The sequence below is a fragment of the Salinarchaeum sp. Harcht-Bsk1 genome, assembly GCF_000403645.1.
Taxonomy (GTDB): Archaea; Halobacteriota; Halobacteria; order Halobacteriales; family Salinarchaeaceae; genus Salinarchaeum.
Map to the genome: position 1 here is coordinate 2,682,566 of NC_021313.1, position 20,117 is coordinate 2,702,682.

Annotated in this window: 20 protein-coding genes; 9 read left to right on the forward strand and 11 right to left on the reverse strand. The window is 66.6% G+C overall.

What is annotated here, in order from left to right; all coding sequences use genetic code 11:
- The first annotated feature begins 49 nt into the window (after positions 1 to 49).
- On the forward strand, positions 50 to 1,036 hold the full coding sequence (gene mvaD, locus L593_RS12335) for a phosphomevalonate decarboxylase MvaD (RefSeq protein ID WP_020447301.1): 987 nt from the start codon (positions 50 to 52) through the stop codon (positions 1,034 to 1,036).
- 422 nt (positions 1,037 to 1,458) lie between these two features.
- On the forward strand, positions 1,459 to 1,923 hold the full coding sequence (locus L593_RS12340; protein WP_020447302.1) for a metal-dependent hydrolase: 465 nt from the start codon (positions 1,459 to 1,461) through the stop codon (positions 1,921 to 1,923).
- Between the two features lie 130 nt (positions 1,924 to 2,053).
- On the opposite strand, the gene L593_RS12345 is transcribed toward L593_RS12340, so the two are convergent.
- Together L593_RS12345 and L593_RS12350 are read right to left on the reverse strand one after the other, a co-directional pair.
- Positions 2,054 to 2,350: a hypothetical protein gene (locus tag L593_RS12345; RefSeq protein WP_020447303.1), complete on the reverse strand. Its 297-nt coding sequence runs from the start codon at positions 2,348 to 2,350 to the stop codon at positions 2,054 to 2,056.
- Positions 2,351 to 2,432: 82 nt separating this feature from the next.
- A complete protein-coding gene (locus L593_RS12350; RefSeq protein ID WP_020447304.1) occupies positions 2,433 to 3,215 on the reverse strand; it encodes a winged helix-turn-helix transcriptional regulator in 783 nt (260 codons plus the stop codon).
- A 162-nt stretch (positions 3,216 to 3,377) separates the two neighbouring features.
- Between L593_RS12350 and L593_RS12355 the strand changes: the two genes are divergently transcribed.
- The gene (locus tag L593_RS12355) at positions 3,378 to 4,685 is read left to right on the forward strand and encodes a glycosyltransferase family 87 protein (RefSeq protein WP_020447305.1); all 1,308 of its coding nucleotides are present in this window, start codon (positions 3,378 to 3,380) and stop codon (positions 4,683 to 4,685) included.
- 163 nt (positions 4,686 to 4,848) lie between these two features.
- Positions 4,849 to 5,271 carry an SPW repeat protein gene (locus L593_RS12360; RefSeq protein ID WP_020447306.1) on the forward strand — a complete coding sequence of 141 codons (423 nt, stop codon included), beginning with the start codon at positions 4,849 to 4,851 and terminating at the stop codon, positions 5,269 to 5,271.
- Between the two features lie 207 nt (positions 5,272 to 5,478).
- On the opposite strand, the gene L593_RS12365 is transcribed toward L593_RS12360, so the two are convergent.
- From L593_RS12365 to L593_RS12390, 6 genes are all read right to left on the reverse strand, one after another.
- Positions 5,479 to 5,736, reverse strand: a complete 258-nt coding sequence (locus L593_RS12365; RefSeq protein ID WP_020447307.1) for a hypothetical protein — start codon at positions 5,734 to 5,736, stop codon at positions 5,479 to 5,481.
- A gap of 267 nt (positions 5,737 to 6,003) precedes the next feature.
- Positions 6,004 to 6,678: a YbhB/YbcL family Raf kinase inhibitor-like protein gene (locus tag L593_RS12370; RefSeq protein WP_081638711.1), complete on the reverse strand. Its 675-nt coding sequence runs from the start codon at positions 6,676 to 6,678 to the stop codon at positions 6,004 to 6,006.
- A gap of 647 nt (positions 6,679 to 7,325) precedes the next feature.
- On the reverse strand, positions 7,326 to 8,036 hold the full coding sequence (locus tag L593_RS12375) for a carbonic anhydrase (protein ID WP_020447309.1): 711 nt from the start codon (positions 8,034 to 8,036) through the stop codon (positions 7,326 to 7,328).
- A 255-nt stretch (positions 8,037 to 8,291) separates the two neighbouring features.
- Positions 8,292 to 9,407: a spondin domain-containing protein gene (locus tag L593_RS12380; protein ID WP_187292623.1), complete on the reverse strand. Its 1,116-nt coding sequence runs from the start codon at positions 9,405 to 9,407 to the stop codon at positions 8,292 to 8,294.
- A 279-nt stretch (positions 9,408 to 9,686) separates the two neighbouring features.
- Positions 9,687 to 10,340 (reverse strand): dienelactone hydrolase family protein, encoded by a 654-nt coding sequence (locus L593_RS12385; protein ID WP_020447311.1) that lies wholly within the window; start codon positions 10,338 to 10,340, stop codon positions 9,687 to 9,689.
- Between the two features lie 94 nt (positions 10,341 to 10,434).
- A complete protein-coding gene (locus L593_RS12390; protein WP_187292657.1) occupies positions 10,435 to 11,331 on the reverse strand; it encodes a sodium:calcium antiporter in 897 nt (298 codons plus the stop codon).
- Positions 11,332 to 11,533: 202 nt separating this feature from the next.
- Here L593_RS12390 and L593_RS12395 point away from each other — a divergent pair, with 202 nt between their 5' ends.
- The 3 genes from L593_RS12395 (at position 11,534) to L593_RS12405 (ending at position 13,477) form a co-directional block, all read left to right on the forward strand.
- Positions 11,534 to 12,073, forward strand: coding sequence for a DUF1684 domain-containing protein (locus tag L593_RS12395; protein ID WP_020447313.1), 540 nt, complete (start codon positions 11,534 to 11,536; stop codon positions 12,071 to 12,073).
- Between the two features lie 137 nt (positions 12,074 to 12,210).
- Positions 12,211 to 12,669, forward strand: a complete 459-nt coding sequence (locus L593_RS12400; RefSeq protein ID WP_020447314.1) for a ferritin-like domain-containing protein — start codon at positions 12,211 to 12,213, stop codon at positions 12,667 to 12,669.
- 94 nt (positions 12,670 to 12,763) lie between these two features.
- Positions 12,764 to 13,477 carry a hypothetical protein gene (locus tag L593_RS12405; protein WP_020447315.1) on the forward strand — a complete coding sequence of 238 codons (714 nt, stop codon included), beginning with the start codon at positions 12,764 to 12,766 and terminating at the stop codon, positions 13,475 to 13,477.
- On the opposite strand, the gene L593_RS12410 is transcribed toward L593_RS12405, so the two are convergent.
- Both L593_RS12410 and L593_RS12415 read right to left on the reverse strand, forming a co-directional pair.
- Positions 13,474 to 13,812, reverse strand: a complete 339-nt coding sequence (locus L593_RS12410; protein ID WP_020447316.1) for a hypothetical protein — start codon at positions 13,810 to 13,812, stop codon at positions 13,474 to 13,476. The genes L593_RS12405 and L593_RS12410 overlap by 4 nt on opposite strands.
- Positions 13,813 to 14,084: 272 nt before the next feature.
- Positions 14,085 to 15,182, reverse strand: coding sequence for an AI-2E family transporter (locus L593_RS12415; protein WP_020447317.1), 1,098 nt, complete (start codon positions 15,180 to 15,182; stop codon positions 14,085 to 14,087).
- A 409-nt stretch (positions 15,183 to 15,591) separates the two neighbouring features.
- Between L593_RS12415 and L593_RS16100 the strand changes: the two genes are divergently transcribed.
- On the forward strand, positions 15,592 to 17,034 hold the full coding sequence (locus L593_RS16100; protein ID WP_020447318.1) for a hypothetical protein: 1,443 nt from the start codon (positions 15,592 to 15,594) through the stop codon (positions 17,032 to 17,034).
- A 102-nt stretch (positions 17,035 to 17,136) separates the two neighbouring features.
- Here L593_RS16100 and L593_RS12425 read toward each other — a convergent pair whose 3' ends face one another.
- On the reverse strand, positions 17,137 to 17,922 hold the full coding sequence (locus tag L593_RS12425) for an HpcH/HpaI aldolase/citrate lyase family protein (protein ID WP_020447319.1): 786 nt from the start codon (positions 17,920 to 17,922) through the stop codon (positions 17,137 to 17,139).
- Between the two features lie 244 nt (positions 17,923 to 18,166).
- Here L593_RS12425 and L593_RS12430 point away from each other — a divergent pair, with 244 nt between their 5' ends.
- On the forward strand, positions 18,167 to 20,095 hold the full coding sequence (locus tag L593_RS12430; RefSeq protein ID WP_020447320.1) for an acyl-CoA dehydrogenase family protein: 1,929 nt from the start codon (positions 18,167 to 18,169) through the stop codon (positions 20,093 to 20,095).
- Positions 20,096 to 20,117: the final 22 nt, after the last annotated feature.

The following is a 20,117-nucleotide window of genomic DNA, read 5'->3' on the forward strand; positions in this document are numbered from 1 at the left end:
CGCTTCCCGAGCCACCAGCTTTAAGCGCGATTCCGACGGCCTTGAAGGCATGAAAGCCACGGCCATCGCCCACCCGATCCAGGGCATCGTCAAGTACCACGGGATGCGCGACGCCCAGCAGCGTCTCCCGTACCACGACTCGATCAGCGTCTGTACCGCGCCGAGCCACTCCAAGACGACGGTGGAGTTCTCGATGGACAACGAGGACAACACCTACCTCATCGACGGGGAGGAGGTCGAGGGCAGCGCACGCGATCGCCTCGATCGGATCGTCGAGGAGGTGCGCGAGCGATCCGACGCTCCGCACGCAGTCTACGGCGTCCGGATGGAGAGCGAGAACAGCTTCCCGACGAACGTCGGCCTCGGGTCGTCGTCCTCTGGCTTCGCCGCGATCGCCACGGCGCTCGCGGAGGCCGCCGAACTCGACGCCACGCTGGGTGAACTCTCCGCCATCGCCCGCCGCGGTTCGGCGTCTGCCGCCCGCTCCGTCACTGGCGGCTACTCCCACCTCCGCGCCGGCCTCAACGACCAGGACTGTCGCTCCCACCGGATCGATTCGGAAATCGCCGAGGATCACAAGATCGTCGTCGGCCTGGTTCCCTCCTACAAGGACACCGACGACGCCCACGAGGAGGCCGTCGAGAGCCACATGTTCCAGGCGCGGATGGCCCACATCCACGAGCAGATCGCCGAGTGCCGCGACGCGCTCCGGAAGGACGACTTCGATCGCGTCTTCGAACTCGCCGAGCACGACTCCCTCTCGCTGGCCGCGACGACGATGACCGGCCCCGAGGGTTGGGTCTACTGGTCGCCGAAGACCCTGCAGATCTTCGCCGCCGTCCGCGAACTCCGAGAGGAGGACGACATCCCCGTCTACTTCTCGACTGACACAGGCGCCTCCGTCTACGTCAACACCACGGAGGAACACGTCGACGAGGTCGAGGAAGCAGTCGCCGACTGCGGCGTCCAGACCGCCGTCTGGGAGGTCGGCGGCCCCGCGCGGATTCTGAAAGAGGAGGAGCAGGCACTTTTCTAAAACCGTTGGTCGAGGCGGGTTTCCTCACGCGCTCTCGCTCGCAGCGGAAACCCGCCTCGACCAAATCTCCAAAAAAAAAAAAAAGGCGCTCCTCGGCCGCTGCGCTCCCTCGTTGCGGGTGCATCGTTTTTGCAACCACATCCTCGAACTTCCCCAGCCTCCTCCCTCGCTGGCGCTCGGTCGTCCCTCCGCGCTAGCTGGCTCGGCCGCTCGCCCGCTCGGGGCTCGCGACATCGTCGATCGAAGATCGACGAGCCCTCGCTCGCTGCGCTCGCGAGGACAGCGTCGGAGCAAGCTCCGACGAGGATCGCCTCGCTGACGCTCTGCTCACCCACGCAAGCGCGCGTCGACGTGGTGGGCCCCTCGATTCGCACCGGGGAACGGCGAGAATCCTTTTTACTGCCAGATCGGTTCGTCCGTACATGGCGCTGGAGTTCTTCGGCAGCTACCACGCGTGGCTCGCGATGGCGATCGGAACCCACGCCCTCGTCGGGTACGTCCTCGGCGCCGCCACGTTCAGCCGCCCGACGGTCGGCGCACTCGGCGCGGTTCTCGCGGATGTCGACCTCCTCTTCCCCGGTCCAGACGGCGCACCGCTGGGGCACCGGGGGATGACCCACTCCGCGCTCGCGCTGGGGATCGCCGTCGCTATCGCGAGCTACTGGGGCCGTGACGTCGCGGGTTCGGTGGGGATCGGCTACGTCTCACAGCTCGCCATCGACGCGACGACGCCGAAAGGGATCCCGATCGTCTTCCCGCTCAGCACCGAGAACGTGGGCGTGGCCTGGAACCTCCACTCCAAGGACGCGACGATCCTGCTGCTCGGACTCTGTGCGGTTGCGCTCATTCTGGAGCGACACCTGCTGCGTTCCAGGACGGACGGGTGACTGGCGACGTCGCTCCTCAGGCGACGCTCGCGGGCTGACTCGTCGACGGCCACGACGGGAGAGCGGGGCAACTGGCGTCGGCGGAAAACGCGAGGACTGAGTCGGGGATCGGACTCCGCGGGCGAGTGCCTCAGATCTTCGCCTCGTCGATCTGGTCGACGATCGTCTGGAGGTCCGCCTTCGCCTCGACCTCGTCCTGGATCTGCTCGCGCTCGCGGACCTCCTCGGCGCTGGCGCCGTAGGCGCGGACGTACTCGGCGCGGGTGTGCTCCTCGAAGGCGTGCTTGATGGCGAGGTACCCGTCGGGAACGACGGTGCCACAGACCTTGCACTCGTGGCGCTCGTGCTCGTTGGTCTGGTGGACCACCACGTCCTCGACGGAGTCGAAGACCTCGGCACAGCCTTCGATGCCACAACCCCACGTCATTAAACTGGGATCGAACGCCCGTGCTCAAAACGTTTCCGCCCGATGGCAGGTGGATTCGTCCGGGCTCCTGTCGAGGGTCCGTTCACCGGGCTTCTGAGACTTCGTAGGTGACGTCGGCGTCCCGGAGCGCGTCGGTGACTCGTCCGACGGCGTCGGTCGTCGCCGCGACGAGCACGTCGAGTCCCCGTCCCGCCGCCTCGGCGGCGACCTCGCCGCCGGCGAAGGACACCGCGGGCTCTGCGTCGGCGTCACGGAGTGCGACGACCGCCTCGACGCCAGCGGCGACGACGAGTTCCGCCTCGTCGACTGCCGCCGCGACCGCTTCGTCGTCGACGACGCGGCTGCCACCGGAGCGGATCGGCGGGATCTGGAGGACGGTGACGCTCCCCGGCTCCAGATCGACGACACCCTCGAATCCGGTCACGCCCACGTCCTGGCCCGCCTCCGCGGCGGTCGTCGTGATCCCCGTGGCCTCGCCGGATTCCCCGGGCGAGGCGTGGAAGAGCCCGTCCCGCATCGAGAGCGTCACCGTCTCGCCCTCCTCGAGGTCGTCGGTCGCGATGGCGGCGTCCTCCTGGACGCTCCCGAGGACGTCTTCGGTGACGTGGTCGACGAATCGGCGGACCTCCGTCGCGTCTCGCAGGAGGAGGTCGACGCCCTCCTTCGTCACGCGGTAGCGCGAGCGGCCCTCCATCTCGACGAGACCGTCGTCGACCAGTTCGCGGATGTACTCGCTGACTGCCTGACTGGTGACGCCGACGGCCTCCGCGATCTCGCCCTGACTGACCGCCGGCTGGCGCTCGGCGATCTCGACGAGGATCCGAAAACGGGTCGCGGCCCGCTTGTTGTCCAGCACGTCGGCCATGTCCCTTCGTTCGGAACCCGTGGATAAAAACCGGCGGGATCGCCGAACCGTCCGGCGCGTTCTGGCCTGTCCTCCCGTGTCCTGGTGACCGATGGCGCCCCACGCACCCAGTCGAGGAGTCGTCTCCGCAACGCTTTCGCCCCGCCGTACGAACAGCAGACCGTGACTGTTGCCCGGGACGCGTTTCGACGTTCGACTCGCGCCCTGCTGGTCCTGGGGATACTCGCGGGAATCAACTCCGGTGGGGGACTCGCGCTCACCCAGCCCGAGCAACTCTCCCTCGCCACGGATGTCTACTTCCACGCCGCGACCGCGATGCTGGAGGGTGGCGACCTCTACGCGACGACGCCGCCCGGGCTCCCCGATTATCACTACATCTACCCGCCGATCGTCGTCGTGCTCTTCCTCCCACACGCGCTGCTCGGGAGCGAGGCAGCCGCCTACGCGTTCCAGACAGTCCTGAACCTGGTCGCTGGGCTCGGCATCGCCCTGGTGCTCTTGCGAGCGATCAGCCGGCGCGGGATCGCACTCCCCCGCACCGACCGACTGCTCGTGGGTGGGTTCGCCCTGCTCTCGGCGTGGTCGGCGTCCCAGCTCGTGATGGGGCAGGTGAACCTCTGGCTGGCGCTCGCGATCGCACTCGGTCTCGACTGGCTGGATCGCGAGCGGTTCGCCGTTCGCACGGGGTCAGCGGACGGACCGCCGGATCGCTCGACCTGGGCCGGCGTCGCGTTCGCCCTCGCCGCGCTCGTCAAGCTGTTTCCGGCAGTCCTGGGGCTCTGGCTGCTCAGGACGAGGCGATATCGCGCCCTCGTCGCTGCGATCGCGACGGGGCTCGGCGGACTGCTCCTCGGCGCGTTGGTCTTCGGGCCCGACCTGACGATCGAGTACCTGACGGAGGTCCTCGTGGGCCGCTTCGAGGGCGAGACGTTCGAAGGGTCGCCGGATCCCGATCGCAACCATACGACCGCCCGTCGAATGCTGGCCGCGACGTTCGGCGGGTCCTCGCCGATCGTGACGCCGCTCGCGATCGCACTCGTCCTGCCGCCGGTCGCGTACTGCTATCGTGACGTCTCGACGGAATCGCGTCGGCTGACGGCGATCCTCGCGACGCTGGTCGGCACCCTGTTGATTATGCCGCTCCAGCCGCTGTACTTCTCGTTTCTCTACTTCCCGGTCGTCGTGCTCGTCGTCACGCTCGATGCTGGCCGGCCTCGGAAGCTCCTCGTCGCTGGAACGATCTTCACCTTCGTCCTTGCCGGCCCCGAGAGCCTGGAGTTGCTGGCTACGATCTTGCCGGACTCCCTCGGCGCGTCCGTCGTCGACGCTGGAAACGCAATTTTCAGCGTGATTCTCCCGCCGACGGTCGGGATGTGGCTCTTGCTCGCCGCCTGCGTCGCGGTCCACGCGGGGGTCGACAACGACGCCGTCGAATGGCGGAGCAGCGATGGGGCGACCGCGGTCGAGTGAGCGCACTGGCCACCGCTGGGACTGTTCCCCCGGGACCGGCTCGGATCGGCTGACTGCGTCCACGCAGCCGGGATGTCCCTATCGCCAGTAACGCAACGTTATTCGCCTGAACCGTCGCTCCCTTCATGCGGTGGGAGATCGTAGCACACGCCGGGATACGAGCATGAGCGAATCCACCACCGACACTGAACGCGAACGAGCGAGCCCGATGTTCGACACGGGCGCAATGAAGTGGGTGAGCGGCATCGCCTCCCTGATCGGTCTGTGGATCGCTGCCTCGCCGTTCGTCTACGACACGACAACCATGGCGACGTGGAACAACGTCGCGATCGGGCTGGGGATCTTCCTCGTCGCCGGCTTCACGTACTACCAGCTCGCCGGCGGGATGTTTGCGGCCGTCGGGGCACTATCCCTCGTCGTCCTCCTGGGCCTCTGGACCATCGCCGCGCCGTACGTCATGGATTTCGAGAGCAACGCGCTCCTGCTGAGCAACGTCGCTGCAGGTGCAGCCGTCGCGCTCATCTCCGCGTACAACGCCTACGCGAACCGCGAGGCGCAGGCTGCCGGGATGACGACGCGGGTCTGAGTGCCCGCCTCGTCGATCATCGCCTCGCCTGGCCGCGACCGGGCTCCCTCTGGAGACTTCAGTTCGGTTCCGTCGTCAGGCATCGATCCGGCACAGACGCTGACGTTTCGCTACGAGTTCGCAACGGCAGACGATGTTCGGTCCTCAAAAGCGGACGGCAGGATCTGGCAGTGCTCCATCGGTGGCTGGACCGACGGCCCGCGTCTTTCAATCAGCGGACTGGGTGTGCACCCGCGTCTCGAGCACTTCGAGCCGAAGTTGAGCGAGGTGGTGGCGGGTAAAGACGACCGCCGAGGCGATCATCATTGCCGCGAAAGCGACGCCGACGAGCACTGAGAGGTTCGTGAAGAGTCCGTTGAGTAACTGGACGATGCCGAGCACGACGGGCACGACGGCGACCAGTCCAGTTCTGACCGGGGCGTGGCGGAGGGAGGCGGCCAGCGTAACGTCTTCTTTCGACCGCATTGGCCAAAGCTTACCGGGCGTATAAAAAGACCTTCCGGCCGATTTGTGGGACGTTCACAGCCACTCCCCCACTCGTTGGCCGTCACTGGTACCCAGCTTCTCGCTGGAGTTAGCCGTCGTCACTCGATGCCGTAACCGAGTAACCGGGTGCTTCCATTGGGCGTGATACGGTATCGCGTTTCTAGACCCGCGTTGCGACTGGCGCACGACTGCCGGATACAAGTCTCGCCACGGTCCCTCCCCAAGCACTCTCTCGAGCACTCTCACTCACACCGGGAAGGTCCCGTCGAGTTGCGTCTGGGCCAGCACGTGGCCCGCCATCGCCTCCCCGAGCGCCGTCGCGTCGGTCGCTACCGGGAGGTCCAGCGTCGCGTCGAGAGCAAACAGTTTGAACCGATAGCGATGGGCTCGATCGGGCGGACTCGGGCCGCTGTAGCCTATTTCGCCCGAATCGTTTCGGCCTTCCTCGGCGTCCTCCGGCGTCCAATCTTCGGGGATTGCCCGGCGTTCGGGAGCGACGTTCCAGACGATCCAGTGCAGCCAGACCTGTCCGGTCGGCTCGACGGCGTCGGGGTCGTCCACCACGAGCGCGAGCGACCCAGCGTCGTTCGGAACGTTCTCGATCTCGAGTGGCGGATTCACGTTCTCGCCATCCAGGCCGTACTTCGCGGGGATCTCCCCGCCGTCCTCGAACGCTGGACTGGTCAACGAGAGGTCGCCACGCTGCTGGAGTTCGCCGCGTGCGGGATTCCTGTCGTCCGTGCTGCCGTCGGTGTCCTCCGACGCGTCGTCGGCGCGCTGTCCGTTGCCGTCGTCGCTCCCGCCTCCGCCGTCACTCCCGTCTCCGCCGTCGTCACCGTCGACGCAGCCGGCGAGCACGAGTGCGGTCGACGCCAGCAGGGACCGCCGACTGGGCGCCCACTGTTGCGATCGAGGTGCCATGGCTGCTCGTGCGTACGGGCTCCAGGGCAATATGAGCGATTCTCCGGGAAGGGGCAGATTCCCAGCAGTGAAGTAGCGGCTCCACAGGCTGCCGAACCTCTCCTCTCGGTGCCTGAGGACGACGGTTTGCGATGAGAGCCGGATCGACGCCTCGACCGCCACCGGGTGTAAAGCGTCCCCGGAGTGAGGCAAGTGGTACGTACCTGGAAATCGTCTACTGCAAGTCGGTCTGCTTCGGGTAGCAATTTCGTGAGAGCACTCATATCACAGGCCGTTCCTACCGCGAATTGGGCGTGTCTCGTCCATGGGATCGAGGCGAAGTCGGCCAGTTCTGCTCTGGCACGCCCGGTTCGACCGACGCAGGTTCCCGTTCCTGCGTCTCCGTCACGACGGCCGGGGTCTCTGTCGCCCCACTCTCCGACCCCGGTCGTCTGTAGCCTCCGTCGGACCCGCTCTGCGCCCCGCGCCGGAACCGCCCAGTCCTCCAACCCTGGCAACCAGCGACACGGTCGAGCGGCAGACGTCTGGAGCGGCACTTTCGGGTCTCGCATCTCGTTCTACGCTCGACGGTCGGTGCGCTTCGAGCTACTGTACTCGCGTTCCGAGCCCCGGGCTCGTTGTTCGAGCCACAGCAGTCGGCTTCCGGCTTACAACAGACGCTGGACGTGGTCGGCGTACTGCTCGTCGACCTGCGATTGCAGAACCTGTCGATCCGTTTCGCCGTTCGCGTTGACGAGATACGCCCGTCCGGGAGCGTCGCCGTACACTCGCTGGAAGTCGTAGACGAAGCCGTAGACGTCGACGGAATCCGGCACGTCCTCGTTCTCCTGCAGGAACGCGACCTGCCGATCGACGTTGTACTCGACGAGCTGATCGACGAGCGACGCGTCGGCGTCGGGATCGACGCGGTCGTCGTCGAGGCCATCCTCCACGACGGGTGCGAGGAGGTCGACCCACTTCGCGACGCCAGCCGGGGTCGAATCGGCGTCCTCGTCCGTCGCGTCGCCGGCGCCCTGCACCGCTTCGAGCGCGGCAGTCACCGCACCGCAGCCGGTGTGGCCCACCACGACCGCGACCTCGGTGTCGGTGAACGCCATCGGGTAGCAGAAGCTCCCGTCGAGGACCAGTTCGCCGTCGACGCGATCCCAGACCTGGTTGCCGATCGTGCTCGGCGTGAACAGCCACCCTGGCTCCTCGACGTCCCACATCGCTTCCTGGGAGACTCGCGAGTCCGAGCAGCACATCGAGACGACGGCTGGCGACTGGCCGTCCTCTACGTCGTCGAAGTACCCGGCCTGGAGCGATTCGACGTGGCGATCGTTGCGGTCGAGCAGGTCGGCGAGCGTCGCATCTGGCATCGTCGGACCGGTCGTGCTCGACCGTTTTCGAGGTTGCGATCCGTCCTGCCCGGCGATCCGTCCCTGCGGGACGACTCGTCCACATCGTCGTAATTCGTCCCGTCCGTGCGCTGAGTGGTGCCTGCGAGTGCGCACCGTCGCGTCTGGTGGAATGGGAACCAAGGGGCGACGCTCGCGTCGACCGAACCAAACGAACGGACCGCGCGATCGGAAAAATACCTGCAGTAGGGAGACGGCGGTGGTCCCTATCGGTCGTTATCCTGTGGTATCGTTCCCGCCGTTCGTCGCATTGCCGTCGGTGGCGTTCCCGTCCGTCGCGTTCCCAGCGCCGTCCGTCGCGTTCCCACCGTCGCCAGTGACGTTTCCGTCGCCGTCGGTCACGTTGCCGTCGCCGTCGGTGACGTTGCCCTCACCATCGGTCACGTTACCGTCCCCGTCCGTGGCGTTGCCGTCGCCGTCGGTGACGTTGCCGTCACCTTCCCCGTCGTCGAGTTGGACGTCGTCCGGACCGTCGATCTTCTCGACGTGGACGACAGCAGCTGGGTCCTCCCAGCCGTAGACCTCCGGATCGAGGTCGCCCTCGCCCATGGTCCCCGGATGGGGATGGATCACGCCGTCCTCGGCGAGTTCCTCGTCGGTCTCTGTCGTCCCGCCTGTGGGCGTCTGCCCACCGATCAGCTCCCGGCCGGCTGGGACGAGGTCGTCCCACGTTTCCGTGTTCTCCTCGGTGCCAGCGTCGTAGGAGCCCGGGTAGAGCGTCTTCGACCCGTTGACCTCTGTCGGGAGTTCGACGGTGTCGAGGCCGACGAACCCGTCGTTCGTCGCGATCAGCATGCTGATGAACGTCATGTGGGTCGCATCCTGATCGGCGTCTACCTCCAACGTCACGTAGTAGGGGTGGCCGGTGTCGCCAGGATCGTCGCTTGGCACCAGCGGTGCCTCGCCCAGGCCGACCCCGGAGATATCGGTGTCCTCCTGGACGGCCACCGCGAGCGGTTCGAGGTTCCCGTTCTCGGCGAGTTCCTGGACGACCTCGTTCGCGGGCTCGCCGACGGAGAACAACTCGGTGCTCGGCGAGTGCGTCGCGACCGCTGGCGGCGTGAACGCCTGCCCGCCCGTCAGATTCGTGATTGTAAATCTGAACGTGCTGCCACCACCCCCAGGGGGTGCATCGTCACCCTGGTCGGTCTCGTTGCCGGTGGCCGTCTCGTTCCCGCCGTCGTCCTGTGCAAACACCGACCCGGCGCCCATCGCCGACGCGCCGATCGCCGCTCCGCCGATCGCCAGCGTCTGTCGGCGCGTGAACTTCCCACCATCTGTCGATTCCGCGTCGCGTGGTTCGTCGGTCGGGGAGTCGTTGTGTGGTGTCATCTGATCGTGCATCCCGGAGCACTCCGGCTCCGTGGAGGGCGTGGCGCAGTACACTCGCAGTGTGGATTGTTATATTTTCGATAGGTATAGTAAGCCGAGCGTCTGTCCCAGTTGCCCGACGATACCCTGTGACGGCGACGAATTCGAACGCCTGCGCCGGCGGGCAGATTCACCGCTCGTGTCACTGTACGATCGGTAAGCCGGGGTTTGTCGACCCGTCCATCGCTGCATCCGGTCACGGCCACTGCGGCGGTGTGCCTCGGACGGACCGGACTCGCCTCACTGCAGGTGCTGCGCGAACCAGGACGCGGAGACGTCGGCGACCTCCGCCAGTTCCTCGGGCGCCTCGAAGAGGTGCCCCGCTCCCTCGACCACGTGGAGTGACTTCTCGCAGTCGAGTCGTTCCAGCGCCTCGCGGTTCGCCCGCAGCACCATCGAGTCGGCACCGCCGACGACGAACAGCGTCGGGGCCCGGACCTCGCCGAGGACGTCGCTCGCGAGGTCGACGCGACCGCCGCGGGAGACCACCGCGTCCACGTCGTCGCCGAATCGCGCTGCCGCTCGGAGCGCCGCAGCCGCGCCCGTACTCGACCCGAAGAATCCGACGGTCGCGTCGGCCGCGTCCGGTCGGTTCCACAGCCACTCCGCGACCGCGACGAGCCGATCGGTCAGCAACGGAATGTCGAAGCGGTTCTCCCGCGAACGATCCTCCTGCTCCGTGAGGAGGTCGAACAGCAGGGTCCCGAGCCCGCGGTCGCGGATCACGTCCGCAACCTGGTTGTTCCGCGGACTGAACCGACTCGACCCACTGCCGTGCGCGAACACGACAACGCCGGTCCCGTCCGTAGGTAGCGCCAGCGCACCCTCGAGTTCGACGCCGTCGACCGGGATCGCGACGTCGGTACCAGCCGGCTCTCGTCTCGATCGTTCCATACCGGCTGCTACGCGCCCGATCGGTTTCACCAGTCGCTGCCTGTCGGTCTCACGCGCGGGCGGTCTGGGGCACGCGCTCGGGTAAGGCAGGCTTTCAGAGGAATACGAAGGCCGGCAGGTAGGCGAGCATGCAGAGGACCGCTGTCCGCCGAGTGATCCCCCGTCTCCAGTAGAGCAGGCCGAGCACCAGCCCCGAGACTCCCAGCATGTAGCCGGCCGACAGGTACACTGCGGCCGGATCGGTGACGGTGACGTCCGCGACCAGTGCGCCGATTCCGAGCGAGAAGACTGGGTCGGTAATGTTGCTCCCCAGGAGGGACCCGACCGAGATGCCGCCATCACCGCGCTTCGCGGCCACGCCAGCAACGGCGATCTCCGGCGTGGTCGTCCCCAGGCCGATCAGCAGCCCCAACAGGTAGGCCGGAACGCCGAGCGTCCGCGCGAGGTCGGCGGCGTTCGTCACCAGCAGGTACCCGCCAGCGACGACGAGGCCGAGGCCGGCGACGATCCACGGCACCGTCTTCGAGGGCGGTCGCTGTTCTCCGATGACCTCCTCGGTAATCTCCTTGCCGCCCTCGTTCGAGTAGAGGTCGTGAACGAAGATCGCGTACGCCAGCATCATCAGGAACCCTTCGGATCGGGTGATGCCGTCCTCGAGCGTGAGGATCATGATGATCATCGCGAGCACCATCGCGCCGCCGTAGAGCACCACGTTGCGCCGCTCCGCGACGATCGGCGAGATCATCGCGACGATGCCGATCGCGAGCGTGATCTGCGCCGTCTCGGAGCCGACGACGTTGCCGACGACGAGGTCGCCCGCACCGTAGTAGGCCCCGTACAGCGACGTCGTCATCTCCGGGATGGAGGTGCCGATCGAGATAACCGTCACGCCGACGAAGAATCCGGAGACGCCGTAGTACAACGCCAGCTCGCCGGCCTCTCGCACGGTGCGATCGGCGCCGAGCAACAGGAGTGCGAGCCCCGCGAGCATCCCAACGAGTTCGACGATCACGGGCGCTCGGCCCGTCGTCGAACGGCAACGTTCACGGCACTCGATCGCAGTCTTCCCAGTTCGCGCATCCTCGTCGTGGTGAACGGCGTCCACGCCCGTAATCTTCGGGGCAAGATGGATCGATTCCCGACGCTTGGCTGGCAGCGAAGCGACTGTATTCGTCCATCCCGTAGTCCCAGCTATGGCCACTGACTGGAAAGCCGAGCTTCGATCCGAGCGTGCCGCGAAGGACGAGTACTTCGGTTCGAACCCACACTCTCCCATCCCCGCGCCGGAACGCGAGGGCTTCGACGGACTATCCTACTATCCGCCGGAGGAGTCGCTACGCTACGAACTCGAACTCCACGAATACGACGACCCCGACGAGGTCGTGGTCGGCACGAGCACGGGCGGGGAGCAGCGCTACCTCGAGTGGGGCGAGTTCCGGTTCGCCGTCGACGGCGAGGACGTGACGCTCCAGGCCTACAAGAGCGATCCCGATCAGGACCGGCTCTGGGTCCCGTTTCGCGACGAGACGAGTGGCGAAGCGACGTACGGCGCAGGCCGGTACCTGGATCTGGAACCGGACGAGCACCTGCTCGAGAGCGGCCGCTGGGTCCTCGACTTCAACGAGGCGTACAACCCGACCTGCGCGTACTCCGACCACTACGAGTGTCCGCTGCCGCCCACCGAGAACTGGCTCGAGGTGCCGATCGAGGCCGGCGAGCAGTCCTACCACTGATCTCGCCACGGCGAGCAGCCTGGCTTCGCTCGCTGGCGACACACCCGCGTTTTCCGGATCCGGACGGGCGTCGCCGATCCTGAAGCGTCGTCGTTCGGCCCAACTTCCATTACCACCGCGACCGTACTGCTGGACGCATGTCCTCAGACCGCGTCGTGGAGCTCCTCCGCAAGGCGTACGGCGACGAGATGGAGACCGTAATGAACTACCAGACGAACGCGATCGTCCTCGACGGCGTGCGGGCCGAGGAGATCAAGGAGAGTCTGCAGGCCGACATTCAAGAAGAACTGGGCCACGCCCAGCAACTCGGCCAGCGGCTCAAGCAACTCGACGCCCGCCCGCCGAGTTCGGCCGATTTCGTCGCTCACCAGGAGACCCTCCAGCCGCCGGACGATTCGACGGACGTCCTCTCGGTCATCCGCGGCGTCCTCGACGCCGAGGAAGACGCCATCGACACGTACCGCGATCTGATCGACGCCGCCGAAGACGCCGACGACCCCGTCACCGAGGACCTCGCGGTGACGATCCTCGCAGACGAGGAAGCCCACCGCACCGAGTTCCGCGGCTTCGAGAAGGAGTACGCCGCCGAGGAGTAGCGTTCCACCGACGGCTCCGTACCCGCGCCGATCGCCACGGGCTCGCGCCCGAAGCCGCCCCGACCTTTATTTCCCGTTCCGTCGACCTCCGTGTATGCGCCGGGTCCAGTACGGCGACGGTGACGAGCGCCTCGTGTTCGTCCTCGGCTGGGGCAACCGCCCCGAACACGAGGGCGTCCAGTGGCTCTGTGAGCACCTGATCGACGCCGGCTACTCGCTGGACGTCTTCGAGATCCCGCGGACGATCAGCGACTTCGAGCGCCAGTACCTCGACCCGGTCGAGGCCCACCTCGCGGACCTCGAGACCTACCGCCTGCTCAGCCATAGCACGGGCGGACTGATCACGCGGTACATTCCTGCCGACGAGTCACTGCTTTCCCGCACCTACCTCAGCCCCTGGTGGGGATTTCACGAGGACCTCCAGAATCCGATCGTCCGCTGGCTGTCCCTGCTCCCCGTCCCGTGGCCGATCCTCCCCGCGAGTTCGGATCGCGAGGACCTCGGCGAGTACACCACCGACGAGCGAATGGCCGACCTCCCGTCCTTTGCCGCGCCGACGTTCCTCCGCGAGGCGCGCCGGGCCCAGCGAGCGATGCCGCCGTACGACGACCGCGACGCCGTGTTCTACACGCCTGACGATCCGATCGTCGACGCTCCGACGATCGAGCGGACGGTGCCAGAGGCGAACCGAATCGCCTACGACGGCGGTCACGAGCTGTTCAACTCCGAATCGCGGGAGGAGCACCTCGATGCGGTGCTGGCGGCGATCGATGGCGGCATTGCCGCCGTCGACGACGGCCACCGTTAGGATCCGAGGTCTTCGTGGAAGCCGTCCCGGGCCAGGTCCTCGATCGCGTCTTTGGTATCCGCGGCGGTCTCGTCGTCGATTCCGTCGATCTCGTCGACGCTGTGGGCCCCACCGTGGGCGCTCTGGAGCGCGTTCTCGTTCAGCTTCCCGTCGGGATCGACCACGGGAAGCTTGAGGTCGGTGAAGTTCTCGGGCGGGAACCCCGACGCCGAGAGCAGGAAGTGGTCGGCGATGTCGCCGAGGTCGTCGGTGTCGAAGTCGGATTCCTGCGGAGCGTCCCAGTCCTGGGTCGTCGTTCCGGAGTAGTCAGGCTCGTGGAGGGCGTAGTCCGCCATGGCGAGTCTGAGCGACGGCCGCGACGCTCCTAAATGTTCGTTGCGGCCGTATGTACTGGAATAAACGTTGCATCGACGACACCTGCACGGATCGAGGCGTGCGCCACTGGCAGACGACCGCTATCGAGTCAGCGATCCCGCAGTTGCGTCACGCCACCGGTGCAGCAATCCACCGCCGTTGGCGATTCCACGACTGCCGCTACTGCGTCGCGTCGTCTACGACTGCCGCTACTGCGTCGCGTCGTCTACGACTGCCACTACTGCGTCGCGGCTCACCAGTGGCTGTCGCCCTCGAGGTAGGCCGTTGCGAGCCACGGAAACGTAGTATGCGCGAAGTGATAGAAGATCACGACGACGATCGGTCCGAGGAAGAGCCCGTACCAGCCGAATGCCATCGACCCGAGGACGTACCCGAGAAGGATCAATCCCATGTGGATCGAGCTTCGTGCGGAGAGGTAGGTTCGGATGAAGACGTCGGGAATGGTGTCGATGACGATCGCCGAGACGCCGAGGAACACGAGCGGGTGCCAGAGAGGGGTGTCGGTCGTCGCTGCCTGGACGAATAAGACGGCTGCGTATGGCAGGTAGACGATCTTCATCCCGACGACCGGGATGATCGTCCCGATCCCGATCAGTGCGCCCAGCAACACCGGCGTCTCGACGATCGGGTCGCCAGGGACGAGGAGGTTCATCGCGTAGTAGAACACCGCCGCCTCGATCGAGGTGAGGACGACTAGCACGAAGTTGTTGAAGAAGACGATCTCGAGGTCCTCGTCGACGGCCTGCGTGAATGCGACGATGCGCTCGTCGTGGTCGACGCTCTCGTAGAACCAGTCCCTGACGTCGGATCCGTCTCGCAACAGGTAGAACAGGAAGGCGCTCAAGAGGAAGACCTTCGCAATCACGCCGAACACGAGCGACGCGACGTCGAAGATGCTGTCCCCCAGCGTTTGCAACCTTCCACTGGCCGACGTCCCGCTCCCACCAGACTGCGATATCGCTTCACCGAGGGCCCGGAACTCCCCGCGCCTCGCGAGGCGAAGGTAGGGCTGCAGGTACGGCTCGAGCGAACTGAATGCACCCCCCGAGACGAGGCCCGCGAGCTCCTCTGCGATGAGGAACAGCGCGTAGCCGACGACGAGTGCCATCGGGACCAGGACGACGAACAGGGCGAGTGCGACGGCGAGATTGGGACGGGCGACGCGCTCGTCGATGCGCCGGTGGATCGGCCGCGTCGCGTAGTAGAGAAAGACGGCAGCGACGAACGTGCCGATGAACCGGAACAGGGCGAGGACGATCAGGAACGCCACCACGACTCCGACTGCGATCCAGAGCAGCCTGTCGCCGTCGTTCGTGGCGAACGCGTCCATTGGTACTGTGGGGCGTCTCCGCGTGGGGTGCCGCGGTCGGTCTGAATCGAGCGGTATCCCGGTGGAATCGTCGTGGTGCGATGGAAGTGGTGAACGGTCGTCCGAACGGATTGACCGCTGATCGGTCGGTATACGTCCCTCGTCAGGCTACTCTGTTTGTCGCCGCTTACCCGGATTGCCGGGCCGAACACTCGAAGCCCGTGCCGACTCCTCGGAACGCGGTCGCCGGTAGGTCCGCCGGGCGACCTTGGCAGGTTCCCCGACCGTCGTGTACAGGGGCGATCGGGAAGGTACGACGAGGTCGCTCGCTCGACCCCGCTCCGTTGGATCGTCGCCGAGTGAGCGATGCTCGGGGGCGTCGAGGTGGTGCCTGTGGCAACTTTTTCCGCCTTCGTCCCGTACGTATCATATGGTCGACTTTCGGGCAATTCTCGCCGACAGGTCGGTCAACGCCGCAGTCGCGTGGCTCTCCACTGTCGTGCTGGTCCTCGCCTCGGCGACGTTGTTCGCAGCCAGGGAGTGGCTCTGGCTCGTCTTCGTCGGCCTCGTCCTCGGCGTCGTCCTCCTGTCGCCGTTGCTCGCGCGAGACGTCACGACGACGCTCCCGGGGGAGCTCGTGGCGCTGGTGACGATTCCGATCGTCGTCCGGGCCACCGGCACGTTCCTGCAGGCGACGCCCTTCGTCACGCTGGCCGGCCTCGCGTTACTGGTCGTCCTCTTGCTGGACGCCTTCACGTCACTCGAGATGGCCCCGCGGTTCGCGGTCCTCTTCGTCGTGATCACGACGATGGCCTTCGCCGGCATCTGGGCGATGGGCGAGTTCGCGGCGGACCTGTTTCTGGGGACGGAGTTCATCGGCGGCCAGCGCGCGTTGAATATCAGTCTGGTGACCGCGACGGTCGTCGGTGCGGTCGCGGGCGTGGTCTTCGGCGTTTACTTCCGGGAAACCGGTGGCGACTCGCCACTGTCACGGACCCCACTTGGGATTCCCTTCCGGCGCGTGCGATCGCAGGAGGATGGGGGAGGCGACGCCGACGGGTCAGACCTCGACGACGGGATCGATCCGACGGTCGGCGTCGTCCCCGAGGTGCCCGACCGGCAGACCGAGGACACCGCCGACCCGGCGACGTCAGACGAGTCCGATCCAAGCGACGTCGACGAGTCCGATCCCGACGCCGCCGAGGAGTCCGATCCAAGCGACGTCGTCGAGGAGGCCGATCCGTCCGATGGTGTGACGGAGGCACCGAAGTATCGGTGGGCGATCAGGGCGCTCCAACTCGTACTCGTCGCCATCGTCGGGTACTCGATCGTGACCGTCCAGGCGACGCTCTTCGTCAACAGCGCCGTCCCCCTGGCTCTTACGCTGCTACCGGTGGTGGCTCGCCGTCGGTACGGCTACCCGATGCACGCCGGTCTGGCACTCCTAATCTCGCTTGCGGCGACGCTTCACGCCGTCGGGGCACTCGGCCCATACCAGACGACCGATTGGTACGACACGGTTACGCACGCACTGTCGTCGACCCTCGTTGCGGGCGTTGGCTACGTCATTGCGCGCGGCATCGAACTCCACACCGACAAGGTATCGTTCTCGCCGCGGTTTCGGGGCGCGTTCATCGTTCTCTTCGTACTCGCAGTCGGCGTTCTGTGGGAGATTCTGGAGTTCGCGAGTGGCATCGGCGCAGGACTGTTTGGCGCCGAAGTCCTCGCCCAGTACGGCGTCAGTGACATCGTGAAGGATCTCACCTTCAACAGCGTCGGAGCAATCGCGGTGGCGCTGTGGGGCACCGGGCTGTTCCGGCGACCGGCACGAATGCTCTCGGGGAGCGTGGGGCAGCTGTTCCGGCGGGGATAGTACACAGCGCAGGGACGCCTGTTCCTCCCTGCTTCCTCTTCTTCCTCTTCCTCCTCCCTGCTTCTTCCTCCCTGCTTCCTCTTCCTCCCCTCCTCCGCCCGATTACCCCTCGAAGGCGTCGAGCCAGTCGCCGACGGCCGTCTGCAGGACGCCGGTCGTGCTACCGAGATGCAGCAGCTGGTAGCCGTCGGCGGCCTTCTCGTTGACGTCCTCCATCCCGAAGCCGAGCCCGCCGACTGGAACGCCGGCGGAAATCGCCCTACTGCGAATCGATTCGACGGCTTCCTGTACGTCCGGTTGCTCTCGCTCGCCTGGGTGTCCCAGCGAGACGGAGAGGTCGAACGGGCCGACGAAGACGAAACCCAGCTCTGGGACGTCGAGGATTTCCTCGAGGTTCTCGACGGCTTCCCGCGTCTCGATGGTCACGCCGACGAGCGTCTCGTCGTCCTCGGCGGCGACGTAGTCCTCGGCGAGTCCCCAGCGACTGGCCCGCGGTCCCGCCAGCCCACGATCGCCGGCCCCGTCCTGGTAGCGAAATCTGGCGGATCTCACCGCCTCGCGGACCTCGTCCGCAGTGTCGACGCGGGGGAGAAACAGGCTCCTGACGCCGAGGTCCAGTGCCTTCCGGACGAGCGTCGGATCGGTGTCGGGGAGCCGGACGAGGGGCTCGATACCAGTCCTCTCGGCCGCCCGGAGGAGGTTCGTTATCGTCGGCCCGTCCCACGGATCAGGGCCGCCGTGTTCGAGGTCGAGCCAGACGAAATCGAGACCGAGGTCGCCACACAGCTCGACGATCGTCGGACTGTACGTGTTGTCGAGGAGGCCGAGCGCCACGTCGTCGTTCGCCAGTGCGGCCGCGAGTTCGTTCGTCCGGTGGACCTTCGCCATGGGGGAGTTTACCACGCCACGTTCGATAAACGTGCGGCAGTGACGGGGTAGCTGGCCGCCAGCTGGAACCACCTGGTACGTTCGCCGGTGGATGGTCGCCGTCGGCCAGCCGGCATCGGACGGTCGCCGTCATCCAGCCGGCATCGGGTGGTCGGCGTCGAGCGGGACGGCCCGATTTGCGAGCCGTCGTCCACGCGAGTGGTTGACCATAATCATCTTTGGAACAGTAACCCAGGAATCTAGCATGGACGAGGGATTCGACTACGGCCAGTTCGACCGCGGCCGGCACATGAACTACTGGACGTACGACCGGACGCTCCAGCGCGAACTCCGGCGGGTCTACGACGCAGGCGAATACGAGTGGGCCGAGCCACGCCTCTCCGAGTTCGGCCACCTGATCGGGCACACGGTCGCCGACAACGCCGATTACATCGACGACCACGGTCCCGAGCTCGATACCTACGACCGGTTCGGCGAGGTCCAGAACTTCGTTCGGTACCCGGCCGAGCAGTTCGAGAACGAGCAGGCGGTCTACGAGGCCGGTATCGTCGCCGACGCGTTCGAGGCGCCGCCAGGCCGGGACGAGCCGATGCCGATCTCGCACTACCTCGGGATGCTCCAGCTGCTGTCCTACGCCGAGGGCGGCGGCTTCGGCTGCCCCGTCGCGATGACTGCTGGCGCCGCGCTCGTCCTCGAGAAGTTCGACGACGGCGAACTCGAGCCGTACTACGACGCGCTGGTCAGCAGGGACTACGACGACCTGATCGAGGGTGCGATGTTCCTCACCGAGGAGCAGGGCGGCAGCGACGTCGGCGCCATCGAGACGACCGCGAGCGACGACGAGGAGGTGGATTGCTGGCGGCTCGCCGGCGAGAAGTGGTTCTGCTCGAACATCGACGCCGAGGGGACGCTTGCACTCGCACGAACGGAGGACGCACCGGAGGGGACCGCCGGCCTCTCGATGTTCCTCGTCCCGCACGGCGATCCGGTCGGCGACCCGGCAGCCCATATCGACGCCGATCAGGACGCTGATGCTGGTGGCGGACCGGGTGGCACTTCCTGGCAGGGCGACGTGTTGACGAAGGGTGCCCGGAACGATTTCGACGGCGCACCACCGCCCGAGGCGCTCAACGACCAGCTGTACCGCCGACTCAAGGACAAACTCGGAACGATCGCGGTGCCCACCGGGGAGGTCGAGTTCGACGACACCGCGGCCTTCCTCGTCGGCGAGGAGGAGAACGGGTTCAAGCAGATGGCGGAGATGCTCAACCTCGAACGGCTCTCCAACGCCGCAGCCGCCTGCGGGGTCATGGGCCGATCGCTGCTGGAGAGCAAGATCCGGGCCGCCGATCGCGAGGCGTTCGGTCAGCCGATCGACGAGTACCCGCTCATGCGCGAGGATCTCGTGGACATGGCCGTGGACTACGAGGCGACGACGGCGTTCACGCATGAGGCTGGCCGACTGCTCTCCGAGCGCGAGCGCGCCGAACGCGCTGGCGAGGGTGACACGGACGATGCCCAGCACGCGTACCGCCTGCTCAGGCTCCTCACGCCGATCGCAAAGCTCCGCACCGCGAGGATGGCGATCGACACCGCCTCCTACGCGATGGAGATCCAGGGCGGCAACGGCTACGTGAACGACTTCGTCACCCACCGACTGCTCCGCGACGCCCAGGTGTTACCGATCTGGGAGGGCACCGAGAACGTCCTCTCGCTGGACGTCCTCCGGGCGCTCGACCGCGAAGACGCCCACGAGCCCTTGTTCGACGTGATGCAGCGACGGCTGAACGCCGTGTCCAGCGACGAACTCGCCGACGCCGCCGCGACCGTCGAGGCGGAGTACCACGACCTCGCCGAGGCGCTCGCGACGGTGGCGAGCGAGGACGAGGCGTACGCACAGCTCTCGGCGAAGCGACTCGCCCACTACGTGTTCGAGGTCTTCACCGCCGCGCTGTTGCTCGAAGAAGCCGACCGCGCGCTCGACGACGGCGACGGTCGGATGGCCCTCGTCGCGCGACGGTTCGTCGACCGGGAGCTTCGTGATCCTGACGCTCGGGGCATCACCAGCAGGGATCGGTTCCCGATCGAGCACTTCGAAGCGATCGTGCAGTACGAGTCGGTGGCACCGGAGCGGATCGACGCGACTGGCGCAGTCGGCGAGTCAGTCGACTGAGTACCGCTGTTCGAAGGGCTGG